Origin of the sequence: Amycolatopsis sp. 195334CR (assembly GCF_017309385.1) — a bacterium.
GTDB lineage: Bacteria > Actinomycetota > Actinomycetes > Mycobacteriales > Pseudonocardiaceae > Amycolatopsis.
This window is the reverse complement of record NZ_JAFJMJ010000001.1, coordinates 1,033,858-1,049,499: the sequence shown is the minus strand read 5'-3', so window position 1 is coordinate 1,049,499 and position 15,642 is coordinate 1,033,858. Positions and strand designations below refer to the sequence as shown.

Below are 15,642 nucleotides of genomic sequence, written 5' to 3'. Positions count from 1 at the left end.
AGCCGTTTCACCCGCGCGCGAAGGTTCGCCGGTAGGTCAGCGGGGCCACCCCGATGGCGGCGTTGAGGTGTTGCCGGAGCGAGGCCGAGGTGCCGAGGCCGGATTCCTGCGCCACGCGGTCGATCGGCAGCGCGGTGGTCTCCAGCAGGTGCCGGGCGTGCTTGACCCGCTCCTGGATCAGCCACGCCCGCGGCGACAGCCCGGTTTCCGCGCGGAACCGCCTGCTGAACGTCCGCACGCTCATCCGCGCGTGCTCGGCCAGCGCCGCCAGGTCCAGCGGTTCGCCGAGCCGTCCGAGCGCCCACGCCCTGGTCGCGGCCGTGCTGCCGGCGCCTTCGTCGGTCACCGGGCGTTCGATGAACTGGGACTGCCCGCCCTCGCGGAACGGCGGCACCACGCAGTAGCGCGCCGCGGTGTTGGCCACCTCGCTGCCGTGGTCCGCGCGCAGCACGTGCAGGCACAGGTCGACCCCGGCGGCGAGCCCGGCCGAGGTCAGCACGTCGCCGTCGTCGACGAAGAGCACGTCCTCGTCCACGTCGATCTCGGGGTACAGCTGGCGCAGTTCGTCCGCGTAGGCCCAGTGCGTGGTGGCCCGCCTGCCGTCGAGCAGCCCGGCCGCGCCGAGCACGAACGCGCCGGTGCAGATGGACATGATCCGCGTGCCCGGCCGGATCAGCGCGAGCGCCGCGGCGATGTCGTCCGGCAGCGTGCCCTCGCGCCGGGGCCCGCGCACCTTCGTGCCCGGGATGATCACCGTGTCCGCTTCGGCCAGCACCTCCGGGCCGTGGTCGAGCACCGCGGTGTACCCGGCGCTGACCCGCACCGGCTGGTCGTCGATCCCGCAGAGGCGCACGTCGTAGAGCGGTTTCCCGCCACGCGCGGCGGTCTTGAACAACTGGGTGGGGATCTGCATGTCGTACCCGACCACCTCGTCGATGGCGAGCACGGCCACGCGGTGCGGTCCGGCCATGGCCGGATTCTTTCACATATTGGCGCTCCGGCCACTAGTTAGCGCAACGAAACTTCATGAAACTGATCGGCGTGACTCAACTCCAACAGCGCACCCACCGGCTGCACCGCGCCTGGGTGGTGGCGGCCGTCGCGTTCGTGACCCTGATCGGCGCGGCGGGTTTCCGGTCCGTGCCGAGCGTGCTGATCGACCCGCTGCACGCCGAGTTCGGCTGGGCGCGCGGCACGATCGGCGCGGCCGTCTCGATCAACCTCGTGCTGTTCGGGCTGATCTCCCCGTTCGCCGCCGCGCTGATGGACCGGCTCGGCATGCGCCGCGTGGTCGCCTGGGCGCTCACCCTGGTCGCCCTCGGCAGCGGGCTCACCGTCTTCATGACCGCGTCCTGGCAGCTGCAGCTGCTCTGGGGCGTGCTGGTCGGCGTCGGCACCGGCTCGATGTCGATGGCCTTCGTGGCCACCGTCACCGGCCGGTGGTTCGTGCACCGCCGCGGCCTGGTCAGCGGCATCCTGACCGCGGCGGGCGCCACCGGCCAGCTGATCTTCCTCCCGCTGGTGGCCGCGCTCGCCACCGAATACGGCTGGCGCACCGCGTCCATCGTGGTCGCGCTGGCCGCGCTCGCGGTGGTCCCGCTGGTGGTGTTGTTCCTGCACGACCACCCCACCGACGTCGGCACCACGGCCTACGGCGGCGAACCCGAGGTCTCCGCCGCGCCGGTCACCGGCAGCAGCGCGGCCCGTGCCCTGCGCACCCTGCGCGACGCCGCGCGGACGAGGACGTTCTGGCTGCTCGCGGGCGGGTTCGCGATCTGCGGGGCGTCCACCAACGGCCTGGTCGGCACGCACTTCGTCACCGCCGCGCACGACCACGGCATGCCGCACACCACGGCGGCCTCGCTGCTCGCCCTGGTCGGCATCTTCGACGTGGCGGGCACGATCCTGTCCGGCTGGCTCACCGATCGGGTGAATCCGCGGATCCTGCTCGGCGCGTACTACACGCTGCGCGGGCTGTCGCTGATGATCCTGCCCTCGCTGTTCGCGCCGGGCGTGGAGCCGAGCATGTGGGTGTTCATCATCTTCTACGGGCTCGACTGGATCGCCACCGTGCCGCCGACCGTGGCGCTGTGCCGCGAGAAGTTCGGCGACGCCGCGCCCATCGCGTTCGGCTGGGTGTTCGCGTCGCACCAGGTCGGGGCCGCGCTGGCGGCGTTCGGCGCCGGGCTGACCCGTGATCTGCAGGGCAGCTACGACCTGGCGTGGCTGGTCGCCGGCGGGCTGTGCGTGCTCGCCGCCGTGATGTCGATCGCCGTGCCACGCCTCCGGGTGCCCTGAAACACGCCGTTAACACGATCCGTTTAGGGTGCGGCCATGGATCGCCAGCAGGAGTTCGTGCTGCGCACGCTTGAAGAACGGGACATCCGTTTCGTGCGGCTCTGGTTCACCGACGTGCTCGGGTTCCTCAAGTCGGTGGCGGTCGCGCCCGCCGAGCTGGAGGGGGCGTTCAGCGAGGGGATCGGCTTCGACGGGTCCGCGATCGAGGGGTTCGCGCGGGTCTACGAGTCGGACATGGTCGCCAAGCCCGACCCGGCCACCTTCCAGGTGCTGCCGTGGGAAACGCCCGAGGGCGCGCCGTACTCGGCCCGGATGTTCTGCGACATCGCGATGCCGGACGGTTCGCCGTCGTGGGCCGACCCCCGGCACGTGCTGCGCCGCCAGCTGTCGAAGGCGGGCGAGGCCGGGTTCACCTGCTACGTGCACCCCGAGATCGAGTTCTTCCTGCTCTCGAACCTGCCGGAGGACGGCACCGAGCCGGAGCCCGCGGACAACGGCGGGTACTTCGACCAGGCCAGCCACGCCACCGCGACGCACTTCCGGCGCCACGCCATCGAGACGCTCGAGGCGATGGGCATCTCGGTGGAGTTCAGCCATCACGAGGGCGCGCCCGGCCAGCAGGAGATCGACCTCCGCTACGCCGACGCGCTGACCATGGCCGACAACGTGATGACCTTCCGGTACGTGGTCAAGGAGGTGGCGCTGACCCAGGGGGTGCGGGCCACCTTCATGCCGAAGCCGTTCACCAGCCAGCCGGGCTCGGGCATGCACACGCACGTGAGCCTGTTCGAAGGCGATCGCAACGCCTTCTACGACCCGGAGGACCCGCACGAGCTGTCGGACACCGGCAAGGCCTTCGTCGCGGGCGTGCTGCACCACGCGCGTGAGATCTCCGCGGTGACCAACCAGTGGGTGAACTCGTACAAGCGCCTGATCAGCGGGGGAGAGGCGCCGACGACGGTCTCGTGGGGCCGGTCGAACCGGTCCGCGCTGGTGCGCGTGCCGATGTACTCGCCGGGCAAGGCGTCCTCGCGCCGGGTGGAGATCCGCACGCTGGACTCGGCGTGCAACCCGTACCTGGCCTACTCGGTGATCCTGGCCGCCGGGCTGAAGGGCATCGCCGAGGGCTACGAGCTGCCCGCACCCGCCGAGGACAACATCTGGTCGCTGTCCGACGCCGAGCGCCGCGCGGCCGGCTACAAGAACCTGCCGCAGAACCTGGGCGAGGCGCTGTCCGAGATGGAGCGTTCGGAGCTGCTGCCCGAGGCGCTCGGGGAGCACGTCTACGACTTCTTCCTCCGGAACAAGCGCGTCGAGTGGGACAACTACCGGAGCGCGGTCACGCCGTACGAGCTCCGAACCCTGCTCCCTGTGCTCTGACCTGCGGAAACACCCTTAAGGGACCCCCCTGTTTCCGGGGGGTTGGAGACCATGTAATCTTCTCTTCGTCGCCAGGAACGAGGCAGGGCCGAGCGGGGGTTGACTCCGCGAACCGGACCGGGTAACGTACTGCGACGGCCCCCAGGATGGGAAGGCCAACCCCAACGACTACGATCGAAGCGGTTGGTTGAACTTTGCCCTGGAGGCACTGCCAGACAATTTAGTGTGTTGCTTGAGAACTCAACAGTGTGCTAGTGAACTAAGCCAGTAGAGCTTATATTGAAACCCCCTCGTCGGGGTTTCCTTTGAGAAACTAGAATAGTCTAGATCAAATTCATTGTTGGAGAGTTTGATCCTGGCTCAGGACGAACGCTGGCGGCGTGCTTAACACATGCAAGTCGAACGATGAAGCCCTTCGGGGTGGATTAGTGGCGAACGGGTGAGTAACACGTGGGTAATCTGCCCTGTACTTTGGGATAAGCCCTGGAAACGGGGTCTAATACCGGATATGACTGCGCATCGCATGGTGTGTGGTGGAAAGCTCCGGCGGTATGGGATGAACCCGCGGCCTATCAGCTTGTTGGTGGGGTAATGGCCCACCAAGGCGACGACGGGTAGCCGGCCTGAGAGGGCGACCGGCCACACTGGGACTGAGACACGGCCCAGACTCCTACGGGAGGCAGCAGTGGGGAATATTGCACAATGGGCGCAAGCCTGATGCAGCGACGCCGCGTGAGGGATGACGGCCTTCGGGTTGTAAACCTCTTTCGACAGGGACGAAGGGTGACTGACGGTACCTGTAGAAGAAGCACCGGCTAACTACGTGCCAGCAGCCGCGGTAATACGTAGGGTGCGAGCGTTGTCCGGAATTATTGGGCGTAAAGAGCTCGTAGGCGGTTTGTCGCGTCGGCCGTGAAAACTGGAGGCTTAACCTTCAGCTTGCGGTCGATACGGGCAGACTTGAGTTCGGTAGGGGAGACTGGAATTCCTGGTGTAGCGGTGAAATGCGCAGATATCAGGAGGAACACCGGTGGCGAAGGCGGGTCTCTGGGCCGATACTGACGCTGAGGAGCGAAAGCGTGGGGAGCGAACAGGATTAGATACCCTGGTAGTCCACGCTGTAAACGTTGGGCGCTAGGTGTGGGCGACATTCCACGTTGTCCGTGCCGTAGCTAACGCATTAAGCGCCCCGCCTGGGGAGTACGGCCGCAAGGCTAAAACTCAAAGGAATTGACGGGGGCCCGCACAAGCGGCGGAGCATGTGGATTAATTCGATGCAACGCGAAGAACCTTACCTGGGCTTGACATGCGCCAGACATCCCTAGAGATAGGGCTTCCCTTGTGGTTGGTGTACAGGTGGTGCATGGCTGTCGTCAGCTCGTGTCGTGAGATGTTGGGTTAAGTCCCGCAACGAGCGCAACCCTTATCCTATGTTGCCAGCGGTTCGGCCGGGGACTCGTGGGAGACTGCCGGGGTCAACTCGGAGGAAGGTGGGGATGACGTCAAGTCATCATGCCCCTTATGTCCAGGGCTTCACACATGCTACAATGGCTGGTACAGAGGGCTGCGATACCGTGAGGTGGAGCGAATCCCTTAAAGCCGGTCTCAGTTCGGATCGCAGTCTGCAACTCGACTGCGTGAAGTCGGAGTCGCTAGTAATCGCAGATCAGCAACGCTGCGGTGAATACGTTCCCGGGCCTTGTACACACCGCCCGTCACGTCATGAAAGTCGGTAACACCCGAAGCCCATGGCCCAACCCTTCGGGGAGGGAGTGGTCGAAGGTGGGACTGGCGATTGGGACGAAGTCGTAACAAGGTAGCCGTACCGGAAGGTGCGGCTGGATCACCTCCTTTCTAAGGAGCAACACATCCCGGCCCATCGTGGTTGGGAGTGGCCAGGGTGTAAGTGCCGTACGTGTACTTGCCTTGGTTGCTCAAGGAATTGTGGAACTACTGGTTATGGTCGATGGCTGGGTGCCGGCGATGGTTAGTACTGCTCTTCGGAGCGTGGAACGCGGTCGTGGGTGCTGGGTTTGAGATTGTTTGCTGGCACGCTGTTGGGTCCTGAGGCAGCACGCTGGTGTTGTTTCTGGTGTGGTGTTTGAGAACTGTAGAGTGGATGCGAGCATCTTTGTGGTCAAGTTGTTAAGAGCACATGGTGGATGTCTAGGCATCAGGAGCCGATGAAGGACGTGGGAGGCTGCGATAAGCCTCGGGGAGCTGTCAACCGAGCTGAGATCCGAGGGTGTCCGAATGGGGAAACCCAGCACCAGTGATGTGGTGTTACCCGCACCTGAATATATAGGGTGTGTGGAGGGAACGCGGGGAAGTGAAACATCTCAGTACCCGTAGGAAGAGAAAACAACCGTGATTCCGTGAGTAGTGGCGAGCGAAAGCGGATGAGGCTAAACCGTGCGCATGTCAAGCTGTCAGGCGTTGTGTGTGCGGTGTTGTGGGACCTGTCTTCCAGAAACTGACATTTCTGGCGCGATGCTGCATGGTTAGTGGAATCACCTGGGATGGTGGACCGGAGTGGGTGAGAGTCCCGTACGCGAAAACTGTGTGGGTGTTGTGTGATGGTGTTCCCGAGTAGCAGCGAGCTCGTGGAATTTGCTGTGAATCTGCCGGGACCACCCGGTAAGCCTAAATACTTCCTGGTGACCGATAGCGGACTAGTACCGTGAGGGAAAGATGAAAAGTACCCCGGGAGGGGAGTGAAAGAGTACCTGAAACCGTGTGCTTACAAGCCGTCAGAGCCTTGTGAAGGGTGATGGCGTGCCTTTTGAAGAATGAGCCTGCGAGTTAGTGCTGCGTGGCGAGGTTAACCCGTGTGGGGTAGCCGTAGCGAAAGCGAGTCTGAATAGGGCGTTTTGAGTCGCGTGGTCTAGACCCGAAGCGGAGTGATCTACCCATGGCCAGGGTGAAGCGCCGGTAAGACGGTGTGGAGGCCCGAACCCACTTAGGTTGAAAACTGAGGGGATGAGCTGTGGGTAGGGGTGAAAGGCCAATCAAACTCCGTGATAGCTGGTTCTCCCCGAAATGCATTTAGGTGCAGCGTCGCATGTTTCTTCTTGGGGGTAGAGCTACTGGATGGCCTAGGGGCCTTACCGGGTTACCGAAGTCAACCAAACTCCGAATACCGAGAAGTGAGAGTGCGGCAGTGAGACGGCGGGGGATAAGCTTCGTCGTCGAGAGGGAAACAGCCCAGAACACCAGCTAAGGCCCCTAAGTGTGTGCTCAGTGGGAAAGGATGTGGGATTGCCCAGACAACCAGGAGGTTGGCTTAGAAGCAGCCACCCTTGAAAGAGTGCGTAATAGCTCACTGGTCAAGTGGTCCTGCGCCGACAATGTAGCGGGGCTTAAGCACACCGCCGAAGCTGTGTCATTGACACATTTGATCCGCTTCGCTCTTCGGAGCGTTGTGTAGTCGTGTTGATGGGTAGGGGAGCGTCCTGCATCCAGGGAAGCCGCGGTGTAAACCAGCGGTGGAGGGTGTGGGAGTGAGAATGCAGGCATGAGTAGCGAATGCAGAGTGAGAAACTCTGCCGCCGGATGACCAAGGGTTCCTGGGCCAGGCTAATCCGCCCAGGGTAAGTCGGGACCTAAGGCGAGGCCGACAGGCGTAGTCGATGGACAACGGGTTGATATTCCCGTACCCGAGCACGTGCGTCCCTGATGAGGCAGTTGATACTAACCACCCAAAGCGTGATGTGAAGTCTTCGGATGGAGCGTCATTGTGGAGCGTGGGGCCTGATTCTGTAGTAGTCAAGTGATGGGGTGACGCAGGAAGGTAGCTCCGCCAGTGAATGGTAGTACTGGTGTAAGCGTGTAGGCCGAGTGGTAGGTAAATCCGCCGCTCATGAGGCTGAGACGTGATGCGTAGCCGATTGAGGTGAAGTAGAGTGATCCTATGCTGCCGAGAAAAGCCTCTAGCGAGTGCGTGCACGGCCCGTACCCCAAACCAACACAGGTGGTCAGGTAGAGAATACTAAGGCGATCGGGTGAACTGTGGTTAAGGAACTCGGCAAAATGCCCCCGTAACTTCGGGAGAAGGGGGGCCAAACATCCTGAAGCTTTTTACAGGCTAGGGGTGGGTGGCCGCAGAGACCAGCGGAAAGCGACTGTTTACTAAAAACACAGGTCCGTGCGAAGAAGTAATTCGATGTATACGGACTGACGCCTGCCCGGTGCTGGAACGTTAAGAGGACCGGTTAACTCCCTTTTGGGGGGTGAAGCTGAGAATTTAAGCGCCAGTAAACGGCGGTGGTAACTATAACCATCCTAAGGTAGCGAAATTCCTTGTCGGGTAAGTTCCGACCTGCACGAATGGCGTAACGACTTTCCGGCTGTCTCAACCACAGGCCCGGCGAAATTGCATTACGAGTAAAGATGCTCGTTACGCGCGGCAGGACGGAAAGACCCCGGGACCTTTACTATAGTTTGGTATTGGTTTTCGGTTCGGTTTGTGTAGGATAGGTGGGAGACTGTGAAGCGCTCACGCTAGTGGGTGTGGAGTCGTTGTTGAAATACCACTCTGGCCGGATTGGGAATCTGAACCTACGCCCATGATCTGGGTGAGGGACAGTGCCTGATGGGTAGTTTAACTGGGGCGGTTGCCTCCCAAAGAGTAACGGAGGCGCCCAAAGGTTCCCTCAGCCTGGTTGGCAATCAGGTGTTGAGTGTAAGTGCACAAGGGAGCTTGACTGTGAGACTGACAGGTCGAGCAGGGACGAAAGTCGGGACTAGTGATCCGGCACCACCTGGTGGAAGGGGTGTCGCTCAACGGATAAAAGGTACCCCGGGGATAACAGGCTGATCTTGCCCAAGAGTCCATATCGACGGCATGGTTTGGCACCTCGATGTCGGCTCGTCGCATCCTGGGGCCGGAGTAGGTCCCAAGGGTTGGGCTGTTCGCCCATTAAAGCGGCACGCGAGCTGGGTTTAGAACGTCGTGAGACAGTTCGGTCCCTATCCGCCGCGCGCGTAGGATACTTGCGGAAGGCTGTCCCTAGTACGAGAGGACCGGGACGGACGAACCTCTGGTATGCCAGTTGTCACGCCAGTGGCATGGCTGGTTAGCTACGTTCGGAAGGGATAACCGCTGAAGGCATCTAAGCGGGAAGCCTGTTCCTAGATGAGGTATCCCACCCCTTTGTGGGTTAAGGCCCCCAAGAGACGATTGGGTTGATAGGCCAGAAATGGAAGCGCAGTAATGTGTGGAGTTGACTGGTACTAATAGGCCGAGGACTTGCTACAAAGGTGCTTCGCATCCACTCTACGGCTCTGAAACACCACACCAGAGCATGTGTTAACACCGGTTGGTTGTTTCGTAGTGTTTCGGTGGTTATAGCGGCGGGGAAACGCCCGGTCCCATTCCGAACCCGGAAGCTAAGCCTGCCAGCGCCGATGGTACTGCACTCGAAGGGGTGTGGGAGAGTAGGACGCCGCCGAACTTAACTTAACAAGAGCGTGGCCCTGGACCTGATGGTCCGGGGCCACGCTCTTTTTTTGTGCTCCGGTCACCTTCGCCCAACGACGCACGCGACAGCCTCACCCACTTGTCCCTACGCGGGCGGTATTTCGCTGGCACCGCCGACGCCGCCGCTGACACAGTGGCGGGGTGGAAGCCCGGGTGCACACCAGTTTCGAGTCCTTCGCCGAGCCCGCCGCGGCGGTCTTCGGTGCCGATCCCGTTCGTCACACCGGGGCGCTGACCGCGGTGGCGAGCGCCCGCACCCGCGGCCAGGCCGAGGCGATGGTGACCGTGCACGACGGCGATCGGCTGCACGGCGCCCTGGTCGCGGACCGCGGCTGGCCTGCCATGGTCAGCGGGTTGCCCGCCGACGCGGCCCAGCTCGTGGCCGACGCCCTCGCCGAGGCCGGCGCGAAGCTCCCCGGCGCGTCGGCGACCGTGCCCGAGGTCGAGGCGTTCAGCCACGCCTGGTCCACGAACCTCGGCCTCACCCCCGAGTACGGCTTCCGCCAGCGCGTCTACGAGCTCGGCACGCTCGTCGACCCGGAGGGCGTCCGAGGCGAGTTCCGCTTAGCCACCGCCGGCGACACCGACATCCTCCTGCGCTGGCGAGCCGAGTTCCTGGCCGAGGCCGTCACCTACGTGCCCCCGGAGCAGAACCCCGAACAGGTACTCGCCGCGCAGGTGGCCGCCGGGAACGTTTTCGGGTTGTGGTGCGTCGACGGCGAGCCGGTGTCCATGGCGTTCTCCCGGGTGCCCGAGGCCGACATGACCAGGATCGGCTTCGTCTACACCCCGCCCGACCAGCGCGGCCACGGGTACGCGGCCGCCGTCACCGCGGGGGTCTCCCGCCGCGCGCAGGAGTCGGGCATCAAGCACGTCACGCTGTTCACCGACGACGCGAACCCGGTCAGCAACCGGATCTACCAGCGCCTCGGCTACCAGTACGTCGACAGCTACCTCGAGGTGAAGTTCACCGGGGAACCCCTGCGGCACTGACCACGGCCTGCCCTACCTTGGTAACCATGGAACCCACGCGTTTGCTGGTCATCCAGCCCGACGAGTCCGACCCGATCGGGCCGCTCGGCGACTGGCTCACCGGCGCCGGGGCGGAGCTGGACCTCCGGCTGCCGCCCGGCGACTCCCTGCCCGAGAACCTCGACGGCTACCAGGGCCTCGTGGTGCTCGGCGGCGGCATGGACGCCGAGGACGACCGCAACCACCCGTGGCTCGCCGACGTGCGCCGCCTCCTCGCGTCCGCCACCGGTGCCGGCCTGCCGACGCTGGCGATCTGCCTCGGCGCGCAGCTGCTCGCGGTGGCCACCGGCGGCACGGTCGGCCGGTCCGAGCACGGCGCGGAGATCGGCGGCCGGCTGGTGTCCAAGAAGGACGTCGCCTGGATGGATCCGCTGTTCGCCGAACTGCCGCTCGTGCCGGATGTCATGCAGTTCCACCAGGACAGCATCCACCGGCTGCCGCCGGGTGCCGAACTGCTCGCGTCGGCACCGTCCTACCCGAACCAGGCATTTCGCCTGAACCGCTGCGTTTACGGCGTTCAATTCCACATCGAGACCACCAACGACGTGGTGCTGGCCTGGGCGCGCGACGCCCCCGAGCTCGCCGCGCTGGCCCGAGAGGGTGCATTCGAAATCGAGACCCTCACCCGGGTGCACGCCGACATCGCCGAAACGTGGCAGCCCTTCGCGGAGCGGTTCGTCCGTCTGGCGCAAGGACAGCTGGAACCGGCGGCGGATCCGACTCGGACATTGCCCCTGGTATAAGCCAAGATGTCGGCCACGTGTACGGCGGCTTAACGGTGAACGACCAACGTCAGGTACGTTGCGCAAGTAAGCCGTAAACGTGGTCGGAGGTCGGGGTGGACCCCACGCTGCTCATCATCGTCGTGGTCACCACGGCGTTGGTCTTCGATTTCACCAACGGGTTCCACGACACAGCGAACGCCATGGCGACCACCATCGCCACCGGTGCGCTCCGGCCCAAAACGGCCGTCGCGCTGTCCGCTGTGCTGAACCTCGCCGGTGCCTTCCTGTCCGTCGAAGTCGCCAAGACGATTTCGTCCGGTCTGGTGGACGAGACCAGAATCGGGCCGGAGATCATCTTCGGCGGGTTGATCGGAGCCATCGTCTGGAATCTGGTCACCTGGTTCGCCGGACTGCCGTCGAGCTCGTCGCACGCGTTGTTCGGCGGCCTGATCGGGGCGACCTGGGTGTCCGTCGGCACCGACGGTGTCCGATTCGGACGGATCCTCGAGCGGGTCGTGCTGCCCGCCGTGGCGTCGCCGGTGATCGCGGGGCTGGTCGCGGCGGGTGCCACCTACCTGGTTTACCGCTTCCTGCGGGGGAGATCGGGCGGCTCCGGATTCCGCATCGGACAGATCTTCTCGGCTTCCGCGGTCTCGCTGGCGCACGGGACGAACGACGCGCAGAAGACGATGGGCATCATCACGCTGACCCTGGTCAGCGCGGGCAGCCTGGCGCCGGGATCGGCCCCGCCGACCTGGGTGATCATCAGCGCCGCGCTGGCGCTCGCGCTCGGGACCTACCTCGGTGGCTGGCGGATCACCTACACCCTCGGCAAGGGCCTGACCGACATCGAGCCACCGCAGGGCTTCGCCGCGCAGACCAGTTCGGCCGCGGTCATCCTGACCTCGTCGCACTTCGGCTTCCCGCTCTCGACCACGCACGTGTGCTCGGGCGGCGTGCTGGGCTCCGGTGTCGGCAGGCGCGGCGCGCCCGTGCGCTGGCGGCTCGCCGGTCGCATGGTGCTCGCCTGGATGCTCACCCTGCCCGCGGCCGGCGTCGTTGGCGCGATCGCGGGCAAGATCTCCTCGCTCGGCACCGCGGGCACCATCGGGGTCGGGGTGGCCGGCGTGCTGATCGGGCTCGGCATCTACCTGCTCTCGCGGCGCAAGCCGATCACCGCCCACAACTTCCACGTCCCGGAGCCCACGCCCGCCGACCACACGCCGGACCGCCTGCCCGCCTGAGCGGGCTGCGGCCCCGGTCGAGGGGCTACGGTTGGGGGCGATGGCTGACCGATCCCGCTCGAAAGCGTCCGTGGCGCGCTTCGGTTTCACCGACGACCGCGCCGAGGAGCAGCTGCGCGCCGTCGGCCTGTGGTCCGAAACGGGCCCGGCCGAAGGCGCTGACGGTGTGCTCCATGCCTTGTCGCGCGCGCCCGACGCCGACCTCGCTGTGCACGGTCTCGACCGGCTTCGCGAGGCCGACGAAGGGACCTGGGCGGAGCTGGCCGACGCCCTGCGCGAGAACTCGTTCCTCCGCGGGCGGTTGCTGGCGGTCCTCGGCACGTCCAGCGCGCTGGCGGACTTCCTCGTCGGCGCGCCCGACCAGTGGCGACGACTGACCAACCGCAAGGTCACCGCCGAGAACAAGTACACCGAGGAACTGGTCACGGCCGTCGAAGGGCTGAAGAACGCCGAGGCGGAGCAGGCACTCCGCGCTGGCTACCGCGGTCTGCTGCTGGAGATCGCGGCAGCCGATCTCGGACACCTCGTCGATCCCGAACTCGGCGCGTCGACGTACACCGAGATCACCCATCGGCTGACCGCGCTCGCCGAGGCCGCGCTCCGCGCCGGCCTGGTGATCGCCGCGGCCGAGACGAACGGTCCCGAGCGCGCCCAGCTCGCGGTGATCGCGATGGGCAAGTGCGGTGGGCGCGAACTCAACTACGTCAGCGACGTCGACGTGGTTTTTGTCGGTGACGGCGACATCCAGGTCGCCACCCGGATCGCCAGCAAGATGATGGGCGTGGTCGGCAAGGCCTGCTTCGAGGTGGACGCGGCGCTGCGGCCGGAGGGCAAGGCCGGCGCGCTCGTCCGCACGCTCGACGGGCACGACGGCTACTACAAGAAGTGGGCGCGGACCTGGGAGTTCCAGGCGTTGCTCAAGGCCAGGGCGGTGGCCGGGGACGAGGAACTCGGCCGCCAGTACTGCGAGCTGGTCGCGCCGATGGTCTGGGCCGCCGCGGAACGGGAGAACTTCGTCGCCGACGTGCAGCGCATGCGCCGCCGGGTCGAGGGGCACGTTCCGTCCGAATTGGTCGAACGCGAGCTGAAGCTGGGCCGCGGTGGCCTGCGCGACGTGGAGTTCGCGGTGCAGCTGCTGCAACTCGTCCACGGCCGGGTCGATCCCGACCTGCGCTCGTCGTCCACAATGGAGGCTCTCGCGGCGCTCGGCGAAAGCGGGTACGTCGGCCGCGCGGACGCCGCCGAGCTGGAGGGCTCGTACGAGTTCCTGCGCACGATCGAGCACCGGCTGCAGCTCAAGCGCCTGCTGCGAACGCACCTGTTCCCCGACCTGTCGGAGACCACGGAACTGCGCTGGCTCGCCCGCGCGAGCGGCATCCGCCCGTCACGCGGCCGTTCGGAGGCCGAGGCGCTCGTCGCCGAGTTCAAGCGGCACGGCCAGCGCATCCGCCGGCTGCACGAGAAGCTCTTCTACCGGCCGCTGCTGGAGTCGGTGGCCAGGGTGCCGACCGGCGCGCTGCGGCTGACCACCAAGGAAGCGGCGAGCAGGCTCAACGCGCTCGGGTACGCCGCGCCCGATGGCGCGCTGCAGCACATCAAGGCGCTGACCTCGGGCATGTCCCGCCGCGCGTCGATCCAGCAGACGCTGTTGCCGGTGTTGCTCGACCTCCTGGCCGACACGCCGGACCCGGACGGCGGCCTGCTCGCGTACCGGAAGGTGTCCGAGGCGCTCGCGGAAACGCCCTGGTACCTGCGCGTGCTCCGCGACGAAGGCGCGGTCGTCGAGCGGCTGGCGTTCCTGCTCGGCACCTCGAAGCTGGTGCCGGATCTGCTCGTCCGCGCGCCCGAGGTGCTTCAGCTGCTCGGGGCGCCGGAGCGGCTTGCCGGACGTTCGCCGCGTGAGGTCGCCACGTCGTTGCGCGCGGCTGTCCGGCGTCAACCCGGCCTCAACGCGGCGGTCACCACCGCGCGTTCATTGCGTCGGCACGAACTGCTGCGCGTCGCCAGCGCCGACCTACTCGGCTTGATGGACGTCGTCGACGTCTGTGAAGCGCTGTCGAGCGTGTGGGCCGCGGTGTTGCAGAGCACGCTCGCGGCCGCGACGCGGAAGCGGGTCGCCGAGCTGGGCGCGGAGCCCGCGGTGATCGCGGTCATCGGCATGGGACGCCTCGGCGGTTCCGAACTGGGCTACGGCTCGGACGCCGACGTCCTCTTCGTGTGCGAGCCGGTCGAAGGCGCGTCCGACGCCGAGGCGGTGAAGTTCGCTTCCTCGGTCGCCGAGACCGTCCGCAAGGTGCTCGGTGCGCCGAGTTCGGACCCGGCGCTGGAGGTCGACGCGAACCTGCGACCGGAGGGGCGCAACGGCCCGCTGGTCCGGACACTCGAGTCCTACCGCGCGTACTACGCACGATGGGCTGAGGTCTGGGAAGCGCAGGCGCTGCTGCGGGCCCGGTTCGTCGCGGGGGACAGTGATCTCGGTGAGCGGTTCATCGAGGCGGTCGACCCGGTGCGGTACCCGGCCGACGGGCTCGACGCCGTGAAGGTGCGCGAGGTCCGGCGGATCAAGGCGCGCGTCGACACCGAGCGGATGCCGAAGGGCGCCGACAAGACGACCCACACCAAGCTCGGACGCGGTGGCCTCGCGGACGTCGAATGGACGGCCCAGCTCGCCCAGTTGCGGTACGCGCACGAGTTCCCCGGCCTGCGCACCACGTCGACAGTGGACGCGCTCCGCGCGATGGCGCACGCGCAGCTGGCCTCGGAGGGAGACGTCGAAGCGCTGGTCGAGGCGTGGTTGCTGGCGACGCGGGTGCGGAACGCGGGCATGCTGGTGCGCGGCAAGGCGGTCGACCAGATCCCGGGCAGCGGGCGCGAACTGTCCGCGGTGGCCATGGTGTTCGGCTACTCCGCGGACGACGACCCCGGCGAGTTCCTCGACTTCTACCGGCGCACCACCCGCCGGGCGCACGCCGTGGTCGAACGCCTCTTCTACGAGCCGTGACCGGCGGCGTGTTTAGAGTGTGGGCGTGACCGAGCACGAGAGCTTCAAAGTACGGATCAAGGTGCGGCACTACGAGCTGGACACCCTTGGCCACCTCAACCACGCCGTCTACCACTCGTACGGCGAGGTCGCCCGGCTCGAACTGATGGAGAAGGCGGGCGTGCTCGGCGCCGGCATGCGCGAGGCGAAGCTCGCCGCGGTCCTGCTCGAATCGCACATCATCTTCCGGCGGGAGCTCCGCGCCGGTGACTCCGTGGACGTGAGCTGCGAGGTCAAGTTCGGCAGCGGCAAGACCTTCCACATGGACTCGAACATCCACAAGGTCGACGGCACGCTCGCCGCCGAGATCACCTGCACGCTGGGCCTGATGGACCTGGAGCGCCGCAAGTTGGTCGACGACCCGCGCGGCCGGATGGAACGGGCGGGCATCGACCTGGACGTCCTGCTCGGAACGTGAAACACCGGCGGCAAGGGTGGCTGTCC

General features: G+C 65.8%; 8 protein-coding genes and 3 rRNA genes. 10 read left to right on the top strand and 1 reads right to left on the bottom strand.

Annotated elements, in window-relative coordinates; genetic code table 11:
• Positions 1-7: 7 nt before the first annotated feature.
• On the bottom strand, positions 8-970 hold the full coding sequence (locus JYK18_RS05230) for a GlxA family transcriptional regulator (protein WP_206801021.1): 963 nt from the start codon (positions 968-970) through the stop codon (positions 8-10).
• A 56-nt stretch (positions 971-1,026) separates the two neighbouring features.
• Here JYK18_RS05230 and JYK18_RS05225 point away from each other — a divergent pair, with 56 nt between their 5' ends.
• The 10 genes from JYK18_RS05225 (at position 1,027) to JYK18_RS05180 (ending at position 15,616) form a co-directional block, all read left to right on the top strand.
• A complete protein-coding gene (locus JYK18_RS05225; RefSeq protein ID WP_206801020.1) occupies positions 1,027-2,298 on the top strand; it encodes an MFS transporter in 1,272 nt (423 codons plus the stop codon).
• Between the two features lie 36 nt (positions 2,299-2,334).
• A complete protein-coding gene (gene glnA / locus JYK18_RS05220; RefSeq protein ID WP_206801019.1) occupies positions 2,335-3,678 on the top strand; it encodes a type I glutamate--ammonia ligase in 1,344 nt (447 codons plus the stop codon).
• Between the two features lie 337 nt (positions 3,679-4,015).
• A 16S ribosomal RNA gene (locus JYK18_RS05215) occupies positions 4,016-5,532 on the top strand.
• Positions 5,533-5,813: 281 nt separating this feature from the next.
• Positions 5,814-8,934, top strand: a 23S ribosomal RNA gene (locus tag JYK18_RS05210).
• 80 nt (positions 8,935-9,014) lie between these two features.
• Positions 9,015-9,131: ribosomal RNA gene (rrf, locus tag JYK18_RS05205) — 5S ribosomal RNA — on the top strand.
• The 16S, 23S and 5S rRNA genes sit together here, the layout of an rRNA operon.
• A 179-nt stretch (positions 9,132-9,310) precedes the next feature.
• Entirely contained in the window at positions 9,311-10,150 is an 840-nt protein-coding gene (locus tag JYK18_RS05200; protein WP_206801018.1) for a GNAT family N-acetyltransferase, read from the top strand.
• A 26-nt stretch (positions 10,151-10,176) separates the two neighbouring features.
• Positions 10,177-10,932 carry a type 1 glutamine amidotransferase gene (locus JYK18_RS05195; RefSeq protein WP_206801017.1) on the top strand — a complete coding sequence of 252 codons (756 nt, stop codon included), beginning with the start codon at positions 10,177-10,179 and terminating at the stop codon, positions 10,930-10,932.
• A gap of 95 nt (positions 10,933-11,027) precedes the next feature.
• Complete coding sequence (locus JYK18_RS05190) at positions 11,028-12,158, top strand: inorganic phosphate transporter (RefSeq protein ID WP_206801016.1); 1,131 nt, start codon at positions 11,028-11,030, stop codon at positions 12,156-12,158.
• Positions 12,159-12,198: 40 nt separating this feature from the next.
• Positions 12,199-15,159, top strand: a complete 2,961-nt coding sequence (locus JYK18_RS05185) for a bifunctional [glutamine synthetase] adenylyltransferase/[glutamine synthetase]-adenylyl-L-tyrosine phosphorylase (protein ID WP_206801015.1) — start codon at positions 12,199-12,201, stop codon at positions 15,157-15,159.
• 25 nt (positions 15,160-15,184) lie between these two features.
• Positions 15,185-15,616, top strand: coding sequence for a thioesterase family protein (locus JYK18_RS05180; RefSeq protein WP_206801014.1), 432 nt, complete (start codon positions 15,185-15,187; stop codon positions 15,614-15,616).
• Positions 15,617-15,642: the final 26 nt, after the last annotated feature.